Raw genomic sequence first — 12,989 nt, 5'->3', positions numbered from 1 at the left:
CAGATTTTCCGTCTTGCGGCGCTTTAAAAGTTGTAGCCGATTTTCATGCCAAAACTGACCGCGTCGTTATCCTGAAAGTTGGTAACAGGGTTGCCGCCGGGGGAGGCGACCGAGTCACCCAGCTGGGTGTAACGGATGCCGGCCGAGATCGTCATCTTGTCTTGCTTGTATTGCACCCCAAGCCGGATCGCCTCATAGCCATGGGTCGGTGCCAGCGGCGACACCAGGTCATCCCCGTCCACATCCGCATAGATCAGCGCCAAAGACCCCGACCAGTTTTCGTTGAACTTGCGGCCAATCCCCAATGTGTAGGTAAAGGAGTCGTCCAGATCGATCAGGTCGCGGCCCAAACGGCCGGGCACCAGGTCGGTCACGCTGTGTTCCGCCCAGCGGATGCCGCCAAACAGCAGCGTGTCTGCGGCGATACCGGTCTGGAAGTCCAGGTTTACCGATTGCGGGGTCTTGGTCTTGGTTGAGGTTGTTGTGTTCAGGCCCGGGCTCCCGGCAAAGCTCTCGTTCAGGTCGAAATCGTGTTCGATCTCGGAGCTGTAGGTCAGCGCTGCGCGCAGGGCGATCTCTGGGATCTCATAGGCCACGCCGGCTACCCAGCCAAATGCGCCGTCTTTGTCTACCTTGACATTGTAGGTGCCGCCGGGAATGACGCTGTAGGCAAGACCGTTCAGATTGATTTCGCCGTCGATCTCCTGGTACCGGATACCGCCATGGGCGCTGAAACGCTCGTTGAACTTGTAGCGCAAAAGGGCGGTCACCGCATTTGCATCCGCCTGCGCCTTGGTGCCGCCAAGAAGCGCAGAACCGCCCGCCGGATAGAGCACATCCACACCCCAAGGCTGGTCGAAGATCACGGCAAAGGACAGTTGGTCGTTGATGTCCCGCTTGTAGCCTGCGCCGAACATGTTGAAGCGGTCGCCGACATCTCCGGAAGCGGAGCCAAGCGGGTTCAGCGATGTGCGGTCATTACCCGACAGATCCACGGATGTGGTCGCGAATGAGAACTCTGCGTAGGTGCCTTCTTCGAAGATGATGCCGATCGGCTGGCCGGTGCGGTCAAGACCGCTTGCCATGGCAGAACCAGATGCCAGCGCCAATGCCGCCGACGTTGCAAGATAGCGTTTCATTTTTCCTCCCTGAATTGCGGCCTGTAAGGGCCGCTTTACGCGAACGTAATCGGGCCGAATTCCGCAAATCAACATTAACCGCACGGCAACTTGCCGGATTCGATCAATTCCCAAGGGTTTCAGGGGACCGCTTCGCAACTATATTAAGGTAATTTGCAATGCAGATGATAGCGGCACCGCTCAGCACCCAGGCATCCAGCGCTTCGCCATAGATCACCATGCCCAGAATGGCGATGGCGGGCAGGCGGGCAAAATCCACCGGCACCACCACGCTGGCAGGCGCCAGCGACAGCGCGGTTGTCAGGCAGAAATGCGCGGTCAACCCGGCAATGCCGATCAGCACCAGCCAGGGCAGGGTGGTGGCGTCCGGCAACGCCATGTCGCCGTCCCAGCCTGCCGCCAGCAGGCCCATCACCAGCTGCATGGCGGTGAGCCAGAACAGAATTGAGGCAGTTGTTTCGTGCCGGGTCAGCCGTTTGGTCAGGATCGCGGTGAGGGCAAAGAAGATCGCGCAGCTGGCTGCGGCCCCGATCCCCAGGCTCAGGGTGTCCGGGCTGGGGCGGGCCACGATCAGGATGCCGGCAAAGCCGATCGCCGCCGCCAGCATCCGGCGCCGGGTCAGCACTTCCCCCAGCAGTAGCGGCGACAGGATGATCACCCACAGCGGCGAGGTGAACTCCAAGGCAAAGACCTGGGCCAGCGGGATCAGCGTCACCGCCAGGAACCACAGGTTCTGGCCGGTGAAATGGAACAGATTGCGCACAGCGTGAACGCCCAGCCGCGCCCGGCTGACCTGATGCCATTTGCCCGTCGCCGTCAGCAGCGCCAACACGATGATCACCCCGACCAGGCTGCGGTAGGTCATGACTTCGAACGTGTCGAGGGTCAGCCCGGCCTCGCGGCCCGCAATGGCCATGGCGGAAAACGAGACAATGGCGCCGATCATCCAAAGGGCGGCTTTGGCGTTGTCAGTCATCAGTGCAGCCAATCATCGTTTTGCAAATCCACGGTGGAGGCAGCGCTCCAAGCGGCGGCCCTGAACAGGTTGAACCAGACCGCAGCGGTTTCCCGCAAGAGAATACTGAAGCTGGGCCAGCGGGTTTCTGGATCCCGGCGCACATTTTCAGATGCTGCAAGCTGCAGCCGGCGCGCTCCGGCCCAGCGGAAGGACGCCCAGGAGCGGGGCAGGTGAAAGGCCTCGCTCACCAAGATCAGGTTCTCCGATAGGGGCAGCAGCGGCAAGGAATACAGCGCGTTCTGCAGGGTCGATTGCGACTCAGGCTCGATCAGGATGGCGTCTGGCGGCACACCGAACTGTTGCGCCAGATGCGCCATTTGCGCGCCCGCAGACGGGCCGCCCGGAATCGCGCGCCCGCCGGTGAACACCACCAGCGGTGCCCGCCCGGCGTGGTAAAGCCGGGCGCAGGTCTCAACCCGCTTTTGCGTCGGTGCGTGCAGGGAGCCATCTGCGGACATGCCGCCGCCCAGGCAGATGATTGCATTCGCTGCGGGCAATTCCGCTGGATCATTGTCCGGCCACAGGAAGGTCCAGCAAAGCACCGCCAAAAATGTAAAAAGCCCAGCGGCAGCAAACCACTGGGCCAATTTTGTGATCCGCCGGATCATTCCCACTCAATGGTGCCGGGCGGCTTCGAGGTGATGTCATAGGTGCAGCGGTTGATGCCCTTGACCTCATTGATGATTCTTGTGGCGGTTTCGCCCAGGAATTCATGGCTGAAGGGGTAGTAATCGGCTGTCATGCCATCGACCGAGGTCACCGCGCGCAGGGCGCAGGCAAAATCATAGGTGCGACCGTCGCCCATCACGCCCACGGTGCGGACCGGCAGGATTGCCACAAAAGCCTGCCAGATATCGTCATATAGACCGTGCTTGCGGATCTGGTCGATATAGACCGCATCGGCCTCGCGCAGGATCTCCAGCTTTTCACGGGTGATCTCACCGGGGCAGCGGATCGCCAGGCCCGGTCCGGGGAACGGATGGCGGCCGATGAAGCTTGCGGGCAGGCCCAGTTCGCGGCCCAATGCGCGGACTTCGTCCTTGAACAGCTCGCGCAGGGGTTCGACCAGTTTCAGCCCCATCTTCTCCGGCAGGCCGCCCACGTTGTGGTGCGACTTGATGGTGACTGACGGGCCGCCCGAGAAGGACACCGATTCAATCACATCCGGGTACAGCGTTCCCTGTGCCAGGAACTCGGCGCCTTCGATGGTGTTGGCGTGTTTCTGGAACACGTCGATGAACAGCTTGCCGATGATCTTGCGTTTGGTTTCCGGGTCGCTTTGGCCGTCCAGCTCACCCAGGAACAGCTCCTGCTCATCCGCGTGGATCAGCTGGATGTTGTAGTTGTCGCGGAACATGGCGACGACTTCTTCCGCCTCGTTCTTGCGCAGCAGCCCGTGGTCGACAAACACACAGGTCAGCTGGTCGCCGATCGCTTCGTGGATCAGGATCGCCGCAACTGAGGAATCCACACCGCCGGACAATCCGCAGATCACCTGCTTGTCGCCAACCTGTTCGCGGATCTTTTCGATCATCTGTTCGCGGTAGGCGCCCATGGTCCAGTCGCCGCTGAAGCCCGCCAGGCGCACAAAATTTTCATAGAGCTTGGCGCCGTTCGGGGTGTGATGCACCTCGGGGTGGAACTGCACCGCATAGAAATTGCGGCTGACATCGGCGGTGATGGCATAAGGCGCGTTGGGAGAGGTGCCGTAGACTTCAAACCCCGGTGCGATCTTGCTCACGTGGTCGCCGTGCGACATCCAGACCTGCTCGCGGTCGCTGTCATTGGCAAACCAGCCTTCCAGCAGCGGCGGTGTCTCCACGGTGGGGGTCACAAAGGCGCGGCCGAATTCGGCGGTGCCGTGGCCGCTTTCCACTTTGCCGCCCAGCTGGTGCATCATCACCTGCTGGCCATAGCAGATGCCCAGGATCGGCACGCCATAGTCGAAAATCTCCTGCGGCGCACGCGGCGACCCTTCGCGGGTCACACTGTCCGGCCCGCCCGAGAAGATCACAGCTTTGGGCGCCAGCTCGCGCACAAACTCCATGGTGACATTCTGATAGGGGTGGATTTCGCAATAGACGTTCAGCTCGCGCAGGCGGCGTGCAATCAGCTGCGTGACCTGGCTGCCAAAGTCGATGATGAGAAGGCGGTCATGGGATGTCTCTGTCATGCACGCGCCATAGGGCAGGAAAGCCTTTTCCGCAAGAGGGTTTGAGCCTGCGCCAGCCCGCAGCCGCGATTTTCACGGCAGACCGGTCCTGAACCTGGCCAGGGTATGCGAAAGTTCACAACCACGGTGCAAAATGCCCCGCCAATGTCGCTTTTCAACTTGAATGGCCGTAATCCTGCGGCGGCGTGGTGTGAGGTGGCTATAATACCCATCGCAATGAAATGCCTGTGGTGAGGATAAACCATGACAGAAGCAGCACCGCGCCGTCGCGCACGGGGTGGCGGCGGCGCCGCCCGCCGCGCCGAACGCACCAGCGTCAAGATCGAGACCGCGAAGTACATCGAGCGCAACATTCCGAACTTCGAGATCCTGAACGAGGAAGCGCTGGAGATCATCGAATACAACGCGGATACCATCCTGGAAGAGGTCGGCGTCAACTTCGTTGACAACCCGGCGGCGCTGGAGCGCTGGCGCGAAGCCGGTGCAGATGTCAACGGTGAGCGCGTGCGCATCCCCCGCGGACTGGCCCGCAAGCTGTGCGAAACAGCTCCGTCCGAGTTCACCCAGCACGCCCGCAACCCGGAGAAATCCGTGGTTATTGGCGGCCGCAACATGGTGCTGGCACCGGTCTACGGCCCGCCGTTTGTGCGCGACGCTGCTGGTGGACGCCGCTACGCGACCATGGACGACTTCAACAAATTCGTGAAGCTCGCCTATATGTCCAAATGGCTGCATCACTCGGGCGGCACCGTCTGCGAGCCCACCGATATCCCGGTGAACAAGCGCCACCTGGACATGCTGATGGCGCATATGACCCTCAGCGATAAACCGTTCATGGGTTCGGTTACCGAACCCAGCCGGGCGCAGGACTCGGTCGATATGGCCGGCATTCTGTTCGGCAAGGAGTTCGTGCAGAACAACACTGTGATGACCTCGCTCACCAACATCAACTCGCCGATGACTTTCGACGATGTGATGATGGGCTCGCTGGAAGTCTACGCCAAGAACAATCAGGCCTGCATTATCTCGCCGTTCATCGTTGGCGGCGCCATGGCGCCGGTGTCGGTTGCGGGCACCCTCACGCAGGTTCTGGCCGAGGTTCTGGCCGGTGTCGCCTACAGCCAGCTGTGCCGCGCAGGCGCGCCGGTGATCTTCGGCGCCATGGTGACCTCGATCGACATGAACTCGGGCGCGCCGACCTTCGGCACCCCGGAAGCGTCGCACATCACCTATGGCGCCGGTCAGCTGGCCCGCCGCATGAACCTGCCCTACCGTTCGGCCGGCTCTTTCTGCGGCTCCAAATTGCCCGACGCGCAGGCAGCCTATGAGACAGCGAACTCGCTCAACATGGGTCTTCTGTCGGGTGTGAACTTCCAGTTGCACTCCTGCGGCTGGCTCGAAGGCGGCCTGGTCGCCGACTTTGAGAAGTTCGTGATGGACGCCGACCAGCTGGGCGTTTTGCACGGCCTGGCCAAAGGCGTGTCCGTGGACGAAAACGCCCAGGCGATGGACGCCATCCGCGAAGTCGGACCCGGCGGCCACTATCTGGGCTGCGCCCACACCCAGGAGAACTTCAAATCAGCCTTCTGGAAGTCCGAACTGCTCGACTACAAACCCTTTGAACAGTGGGAAGAAGAAGGCGCGCGCGACACCTATGCGCTGGCGACCAACCGCGTCGAGAAACTGCTGGCCACTTACGAGCAGCCGGCACTGGACCCGGCCATCAAAATGGCTCTGGACGAGTATGTGGCTGAAAAGAAAGCTTCGATGCCCGACGCGTTCATGTAATCGCGCAGCTACAGCTTAGGGGCAGGGGGCAGCCGCCTCTGCCGCAGCAGAACGGCGGTCCCGCGGGGCCGCCGTTTCTGTTTTTGGCCGGGTCGCAGTATTGCGCAGGAAAGCGGCTTCGCCCGCCAGCGCGATCAGCACATCCACATGCCGGATCAGCGAATATCCCGCTTCACCTGCCTTGCGTGCGGTGTCCTGCGCGCTTTCCAGCTCCAGGAGCTGCATTACGGCCGCGGCCGGCTTGGGCAGGGTCCCGTACCCTAGAATCCGGCGCAGATCCCGCTGCCGGCTATAGTTCTGCGCCCCCAGCCGGGCAGCCCTTGCCAGAATCCGAGGGCGCCGGAGCAATGTAAGCCGGGTGTATACGTCCTGCATGGTCCTCTCCTTTCAATTCTCTGTACCGGATCTGCTATATCACAACCTATTGTGGTGTTGCGGCGAGGGGGCTACCGGCGAACGGTACGTTTTGTGATGATTATGTTTTCTCTGGAAACAATGGGGCCTGATCCGCGCATTTGTTCAACTACAGTCAGGCGTACGTGGAAAAGCCTCAGACGCTATTGATTGCGGCTGACAGGCTGGCCTGGCTGACGACCGGGGCTTGATATATGCAAAACATACCGCACGCGTCCCTGCCTGGCTGGGTGCCGCTTGAGACATGCCGTTACCTTCAGCACACAGAGGCAGGCCGCCCGATCCGGCAATTGGCCCGCAAGGCCGGGTGTCATCCTTCCACCATCCTGCGGCAGGTCAGGCGGGTGGAGACCCTGCGGGATGATCCGCTGATCGACGAAGTTCTGACCTACCTTGCCGGGCGTTACCAAACATCTTCCGGTCAGTCCGGAAAACCCAGCAAGTCCGGCACCAGCCCGGGCAAACCGGCCGGGCGCGGATTGACTGCCGGGTTCGAGCAGGAGGCCGCCAGTGTCCTGACCCTGCTGAGCCGCGGCGGTGCGGTTCTGGCTGCGGCTGAGGGCATGGAAATGGCGGTGGTCGTGCGCGAAGGCGCCGAGTCAGACGGGCAGAAAGTGGCCGTTTCGCGCCCGCTGGCCGGTGCTTTGGCTTTGACTGGCTGGATTTCCTGTGCCCGCCGGAGCCGGATCAGCCGGTATGCCATCACCCCATCAGGGCGCAGCGCCTTGAACCGGATTATTGCCGACCAGGAGAACCGGGCGCGGGCCCGTCTGGAGGGCGGCTTTGCCGAAGCCCAAACGCCGTTTCTGGCACCCGAAGACAACGGCAAATCCAGTTATGGCCGCAAGCCACGCTACGGCGGATCCGAAACGCCGCTGGAGATGCTGGCCCGGCTGTCGGACAAAGATGGCAATTCCTTTTTGACCCCGGGCATGATCAGCGCCGGCAAGCGTCTGCGGGAGGATTTCGAGCTGGCCCAGATCAGCGGCCATCTGATGCAGGAGAAGCTGTATTTTACGAACGGCAGCCAAGCGCTGCGCAGCAGCAGCCAGGAAGCCGGGGCTGCGGCGCGCAAGCGCATGACAGAGGCGCTGCAGACGCTGGGGATGGGGCTGAGCGACATCGCTCTGCGCTGTTGCTGCCATCTGGAAGGGCTGGAAACAGCAGAACGCAATCTGGGCTGGCCGGCCCGGTCGGGCAAGGTGGTGCTGCGCATCGCCCTGCAGCATTTGGCAGATTACTACGGCGAGACCAGCGCGCAGGAGGCTGAGCTGATCGGCTGACCGCGCAAGCACGGCAAACGAAAACGGGCCCGCATTTGGCGGACCCGTTAAACTGCCTGAATTGGCAACGCCTTAGGCGGCGACTTCTGCCTTGGCTTCTTTCAGGTGCTTCAGCACGGTCTCGGGCGAGGAGACACCATAGGGGTCATCGCCGTGGTTGTCGGACAGGCCCGGCTCTTCGAACCATGCTTCAACAACACCGTTGTCGATGATAGCGGCATAGCGCCAGGAGCGGTTGCCAAAGCCCAGGTTGTCCTTGGCGACCAGCATGCCCATCTTGCGGGTGAATTCGCCGGAGCCGTCCGGGATCACGTCCACGTTTGCCAGGTTCTGCGCTTCGGCCCATTTGTTCATCACAAAGCTGTCGTTCACCGACATGCAGTAGATCGCGTCGATGCCTTCGGCCTGGAAATCGGCAAAGCCGTTTTCAAAGCCCGGCAGCTGGTAGGTCGAGCAGGTGGGGGTAAAGGCGCCGGGCAGCGAGAACAGCACAACGCGCTTGCCTGCAAAATAATCAGCGGTGGTTTTGTCTTCCCAGCGGAAGGGGTTCGGGCCTTCGACCGCTTCGTCACGGACGCGGGTGTGGAAGGTCACGTCGGGCAGCTTAACGCCAGCTTTCATTTCGGAATGCTCCTGAAGGTGGGTGTTCGTTCGGCGGGCAGGCTTAAAACGATTCTAAGCCGGTATCAACAAGTCCGTGAGCAAGTTGTGAAGGTTCCGGACAAGACGCCGCAGATGCGCCATCCGGGAGCCAAAAGGCGGCACACCGGGCGCGGGTTTTGATGCCATCAGGAGAGGTGCTGCCGGTCAGGCCGCTGCCTTCTTTATTGTCACTGTGGTGCCGCGCAGCTTACGCTCGGCCGCTGTGGTAAGGTCATTGAATTTCTTCAATGTGGCCAGCAGTTTCTTCTTGTCCTTGGAATCGTTGATTATGCCGGGAAACTTCTTTTTCACCGTCTGGTACTGGTCGTTGATTTTCTTCAGGTCTTTGTATTTCGCCGCCGCGGCCTTCAGATCCGGCGCTGCTGCTTTCAGGTCTTGCCCGGCCTTTTCGATGGCCGATACGCAATGCGCATTGATTGCCTTTACCAGCGCCCCGACCCGGTTGGTGTATTTCTTCAGGTTCCGGTCCACCAGCAGCTGCGGCAGCTCGGTTGCATCCAGCTTCTTGTCCTGAGAGTCGTCGCTTTCCTTCAGAATCTTGGCCACGTTCTTCTGGAAATTCGCCGCATAGAATTTCTGGGCCGCGTTCAGCTTGCCCTCATACTGCACCGCTTTCTTCACTTCGGCAGCTTCCTTGGTCAGCACACCCTGCAGCGCCTCGATGTCTTTTTTCGAGGCTGACGTCTTGGACCGCTTTTTCAGATCCTTGGTGATCTCGGCCAGCAGCTTGTCCAGCTTCGCCAGATGCGCCTTGGCGTCGCCGCAAAAGCCCAGCATGGCATCCAGCTCTTCCTGATGGATATCCACCGCCTTGTTCCAGGTGGTCAGCCCGTCCTTGAAATTCTTGTTCTTCTGCAGGTCCGCCATTTTCTTGGACTCGACCCCGTCCTTGCGCGCTTTGGCCAGGCTTTCGCGGAAATAATCCTCGCCCTCCCAGGCATTGCCCAGTGAAATCCCAACCCGTTTCTTGAGCTTGTCGCCCTCAGCAGTGGTGTATGTCTTGGTGCCTGCAGCCAGCTTTTTATGCTCTGCTTTGAACTTTTCCAGCTCCTTGGCCATGCGTCCCTCCCTGAATGATTTGCGGCGAAATCTTCTTGCTTCGCGTGAATTATGTGTTCCCCAGCGTCACTTTGGCAAAGGAAAACGGCGCATTTGCGAAGTTTGAGCCATGATAAGGCTGCAGGGCAGGGTTGACGATATGCCCGTGCCAAGCCAATTCAGCTATGTTAAACCTGCGCAGAACGCCAAAGGCCGGAAGGGAAACCCACGTGAGAGACCTAAAGATCCCGGAGCAGCGCCACCCTGAAAAGGCGCATCGTCCCGACAACGCTCAGCCCAAAAAGCCAAGCTGGATCCGGGTCAAGGCGCCGGGCGGCAAGGGCTATGCGGAAACGCATAAAATCATGCGCGACAACAAGCTGACCACGGTGTGCGAAGAAGCCGGCTGCCCCAACGTCGGCGAATGCTGGAGCCAGGGCCACGCCACCATGATGATCATGGGCGAGGTCTGCACCCGGGCCTGTTCTTTTTGCAACATTGCGACCGGCAAGCCGCCCGAGGCGCTGGACGTGTTCGAACCGGGCCGGGTGGCGGATGCGGTGCAAAAGCTGGGGCTGAACCACGTTGTCATCACTTCGGTGGACCGCGACGATATCGAGGACGGCGGAGCCGAGCATTTTGCCCAGACCATCCGGGCGGTGCGCCACCGCTCGCCGAATACAACCATCGAAATCCTCACCCCTGACTTCCTGAAATGCGACCCCTCGGTGCTGGAAAAAGTCGTGGAAGCCCGCCCGGACGTGTTCAACCACAATCTGGAAACCGTGCCGGGCCTGTACCCGGAGGTCCGCGCCGGTGCCCGCTATTTCCACTCGCTGCGGCTGTTGCAGCGGGTCAAGGAACTGGACCCGTCGATGTTCACCAAATCCGGCATCATGGTTGGCCTGGGCGAGGATGCACAGGCGGTGAAACAGGTGATGGACGACATGCGCGCTGCAGACATCGACTTCCTGACCATCGGCCAGTATCTGCAACCGACGCCCAAGCACCACGCGGTGGACCGTTTCGTGACGCCGGAAGAATTCAAATCTTATGAGAAAGCCGCCTATGGCAAGGGCTTCCTGATGGTCTCGGCAACGCCGCTGACGCGCTCATCCTACCATGCCGGTGATGATTTTGCCCGCCTGCGCGAAGCACGCAACAAAAAGCTGGGGCTTGCATGACGCCCGAGCGTCTGGCGCAGCTCCGCGCCTTACGCCATGCACTGCATCAAATCCCCGAAGTGTCGGGCGCCGAGGAAAAGACCGCCGCCATGGTGGCGGATTACCTGCGCCATTTTGAACCGGATCAGCTGCTGACCGGGCTGGGCGGCCACGGGGTTGCCGCGGTTTTTGACGGCATTTCCGACGGCCCCACCGTTCTGATCCGCTGCGAGCTTGACGGCCTGCCGATCGAAGAACTCTCGGATCAGCCCTACCGTTCCACCCATCAGGGCCGCGGCCATCTCTGCGGCCATGACGGCCATATGACGATGGTTGCCGCCCTGGCAGAGGACCTGGCAGAACAGCGCCCTGCACGGGGCCGGGTTGTGCTGCTGTTCCAGCCCGCCGAGGAAACCGGCAAGGGCGCCGCGGCGATGATTGCCGACCCGGCTTTCGCTCAGATTGCACCGGACTATGCTTTCTCGCTGCACAACCTGCCGGGCCTGCCGGTGGGGCAGGTTGCCTTGTGTTCCGGTGCCGCCAACTGCGCGTCGCGCGGGATGCGGATCAAGCTGGCCGGCAAGACCTCCCACGCTGCCGCGCCGCAGGACGGGGTGTCACCCGCCGGTGCCATAGCGCAGCTGCTGCCGGGCTTGGCGGATTTGGGCAGCGGCGCTGAACTGGGGCCGGAGTTTGCCCTGGTCACCCTGACTCACGCGCGGCTGGGCGAGGCCGCTTTTGGCATTGCGCCTGGCTATGGCGAGGTTTGGGCCACGCTGCGCACCGTCACCGATGCCCGCATGGAGCAGTTGATTGCTGCTGCAACGGCGCATGTGGAACAGGCCTGCGCCGCGGAAGGGCTGACATTTTCAATCGAATTTGATGACGTCTTTGACGCTTGCACCAACCATCCCGAGGCGGTTGCCGTTCTGCGTGCGGCTGCCGCAGCGGCGGGGTGCCCGGCACAGATGCAGGACGTGCCCCAGCGCTGGTCCGAGGATTTCGGCCAGTTCGGCAAACAGGCGAAAGCGGCGATGTTCTGGCTCGGCTCCGGCACGGATCAGCCGCAGCTGCACAATCCGGATTACGATTTCACGGATGCGGCGATCCCGGCCGGGGCCGGGATTCTCCTGCAGGCGGTCAGAAACCTGCTGGGCTGAGCGTTACTTCAGCAACGCGTCGACAACAGCAACCGCGCCGATAATGGCAAGGGTGTCTTTCACGACCTCATAGATTTTGCCGTTCTGACGCACGTACCGGTGACCGTCGCGCGGCGGTTTCAGGCCCCAGCGATCATAGTCTTTTACATAAATCCAGTCGCCGCCCTGGATATGGCCTTGCCTTGCCTGGCGTTTTTTCACCTGGCCGGGCGCATGATAGGCGGCACTGTTGTTGTGGCCCGGCGCCTGTTTTTTCGGTCCGGCAAGGGTCGCGGCGGGGGCAAGGGCGAGGTTTGCTGCTGCAATTGCGGCCACTATCGCGGTCTTTTGCATTGCGGGTTTCCTGTGATCACTGCTTTGGGCTCACAGATGATCAAGGCTGACGGAAAAGGCAAATCCGCTGCGCCGGAAAGCGCCGAAAGCGGGCGGAAACCGGCGGTCCGGCGCCGGTTTCTTTGCGCAGCTTGGCCGGGTGCGTTTTTCTGCGGATTGTGGCTTTGCTGCATATGCGGGCGCCATGAACCTGCAGGCCGCAGGAATGCAAAACTCTTGGGGTGCGGCGGGCCGGAAGCGGATCAGCCCTCGTCCGTGAACCGCACTTTGCCAATATGCGGCAGGTTCCGGTTGCGTTGCGCGTAGTCGATCCCATAGCCCACGACAAATTCGTCCGGGATCTCAAACCCCACCCAATCCGAGCGGAAATCCACCTCGCGGCGGGATGGTTTGTCCAATAGCGCAATGGATTTCAGCCGCGCCGGATTGCGGCTTTGCAGCAGGTGGGTGACATGGTTCAGCGTGTGGCCAGTGTCGACGATGTCTTCAACGACCAGCACGTCGCGCCCTTCAATGGCGCCGCGCAAGTCTTTGAGAATGCGCACTTCCCGGCTGCTTTCCATTGCGTCGCCGTAAGAGGACGCCTCCAGGAAATCGACCTCGATCGGCAGGTCCAGCTCGCGTACCAGATCGGCGATGAACACGAAACTGCCGCGCAACAGGCCAACCACGACCAGCTTGTCGGTGCCTGCGAATTCACTATGAATTTCTGAACAAAGCTCTTCGATCCGTGCTGCAATGGCCTTGGCCGAGATCATCACATCAATGACATATGGACGCTGTGACATGGCTGCCCCCTTGAATTTCCCGCGCGTTC

Annotated in this window: 13 protein-coding genes; 4 read left to right on the top strand and 9 right to left on the bottom strand. The window is 61.2% G+C overall.

The annotated features are described in order from the left end of the window. Positions 1-23: 23 nt before the first annotated feature. The 4 genes from K3724_RS10330 to guaA form a co-directional block, all read right to left on the bottom strand. Entirely contained in the window at positions 24-1,139 is a 1,116-nt protein-coding gene (locus tag K3724_RS10330) for an outer membrane protein transport protein (protein ID WP_259992426.1), read from the bottom strand. 103 nt (positions 1,140-1,242) lie between these two features. Next, positions 1,243-2,115: a DMT family transporter gene (locus tag K3724_RS10325; RefSeq protein WP_259992425.1), complete on the bottom strand. Its 873-nt coding sequence runs from the start codon at positions 2,113-2,115 to the stop codon at positions 1,243-1,245. Then, positions 2,115-2,765, bottom strand: coding sequence for a YdcF family protein (locus tag K3724_RS10320; RefSeq protein WP_259992424.1), 651 nt, complete (start codon positions 2,763-2,765; stop codon positions 2,115-2,117). Before K3724_RS10320 ends, K3724_RS10325 begins: the two co-directional genes overlap by 1 nt. Next, positions 2,762-4,330 carry a glutamine-hydrolyzing GMP synthase gene (gene guaA / locus K3724_RS10315; RefSeq protein ID WP_259992422.1) on the bottom strand — a complete coding sequence of 523 codons (1,569 nt, stop codon included), beginning with the start codon at positions 4,328-4,330 and terminating at the stop codon, positions 2,762-2,764. The genes K3724_RS10320 and guaA overlap by 4 nt, the downstream gene beginning before the upstream one ends. A gap of 243 nt (positions 4,331-4,573) precedes the next feature. On the opposite strand from guaA, the gene K3724_RS10310 reads away from it, so the two are divergent. Further along, positions 4,574-6,118: a trimethylamine methyltransferase family protein gene (locus K3724_RS10310; protein ID WP_259992420.1), complete on the top strand. Its 1,545-nt coding sequence runs from the start codon at positions 4,574-4,576 to the stop codon at positions 6,116-6,118. A gap of 15 nt (positions 6,119-6,133) precedes the next feature. On the opposite strand, the gene K3724_RS10305 is transcribed toward K3724_RS10310, so the two are convergent. After that, a complete protein-coding gene (locus tag K3724_RS10305; RefSeq protein ID WP_259992418.1) occupies positions 6,134-6,493 on the bottom strand; it encodes a DUF6477 family protein in 360 nt (119 codons plus the stop codon). Positions 6,494-6,726: 233 nt separating this feature from the next. Here K3724_RS10305 and K3724_RS10300 point away from each other — a divergent pair, with 233 nt between their 5' ends. Beyond that, positions 6,727-7,815, top strand: coding sequence for a helix-turn-helix domain-containing protein (locus tag K3724_RS10300; protein WP_259992416.1), 1,089 nt, complete (start codon positions 6,727-6,729; stop codon positions 7,813-7,815). Between the two features lie 72 nt (positions 7,816-7,887). Here K3724_RS10300 and K3724_RS10295 read toward each other — a convergent pair whose 3' ends face one another. Together K3724_RS10295 and K3724_RS10290 are read right to left on the bottom strand one after the other, a co-directional pair. Continuing rightward, positions 7,888-8,436 carry a peroxiredoxin gene (locus tag K3724_RS10295; RefSeq protein WP_259992413.1) on the bottom strand — a complete coding sequence of 183 codons (549 nt, stop codon included), beginning with the start codon at positions 8,434-8,436 and terminating at the stop codon, positions 7,888-7,890. 186 nt (positions 8,437-8,622) lie between these two features. Continuing rightward, a complete protein-coding gene (locus K3724_RS10290; RefSeq protein WP_259992412.1) occupies positions 8,623-9,537 on the bottom strand; it encodes a hypothetical protein in 915 nt (304 codons plus the stop codon). A 209-nt stretch (positions 9,538-9,746) separates the two neighbouring features. Between K3724_RS10290 and lipA the strand changes: the two genes are divergently transcribed. Together lipA and K3724_RS10280 are read left to right on the top strand one after the other, a co-directional pair. Continuing rightward, positions 9,747-10,700, top strand: coding sequence for a lipoyl synthase (lipA, locus tag K3724_RS10285; protein ID WP_259992410.1), 954 nt, complete (start codon positions 9,747-9,749; stop codon positions 10,698-10,700). Further along, a complete protein-coding gene (locus K3724_RS10280) occupies positions 10,697-11,839 on the top strand; it encodes an amidohydrolase (RefSeq protein WP_259992408.1) in 1,143 nt (380 codons plus the stop codon). The genes lipA and K3724_RS10280 overlap by 4 nt, the downstream gene beginning before the upstream one ends. 3 nt (positions 11,840-11,842) lie before the next feature. Here K3724_RS10280 and K3724_RS10275 read toward each other — a convergent pair whose 3' ends face one another. Together K3724_RS10275 and hpt are read right to left on the bottom strand one after the other, a co-directional pair. Beyond that, positions 11,843-12,172, bottom strand: coding sequence for a hypothetical protein (locus tag K3724_RS10275; protein ID WP_259992405.1), 330 nt, complete (start codon positions 12,170-12,172; stop codon positions 11,843-11,845). Between the two features lie 242 nt (positions 12,173-12,414). Beyond that, on the bottom strand, positions 12,415-12,960 hold the full coding sequence (gene hpt, locus K3724_RS10270) for a hypoxanthine phosphoribosyltransferase (protein WP_259992403.1): 546 nt from the start codon (positions 12,958-12,960) through the stop codon (positions 12,415-12,417). Between the last annotated feature and the right edge of the window lie 29 nt (positions 12,961-12,989).

This window comes from Leisingera sp. M658 (genome assembly GCF_025144145.1).
GTDB lineage: Bacteria > Pseudomonadota > Alphaproteobacteria > Rhodobacterales > Rhodobacteraceae > Leisingera.
The sequence above is the reverse complement of the archived record's forward strand: the minus strand, read 5'-3'. Positions and strand labels throughout refer to the sequence as shown.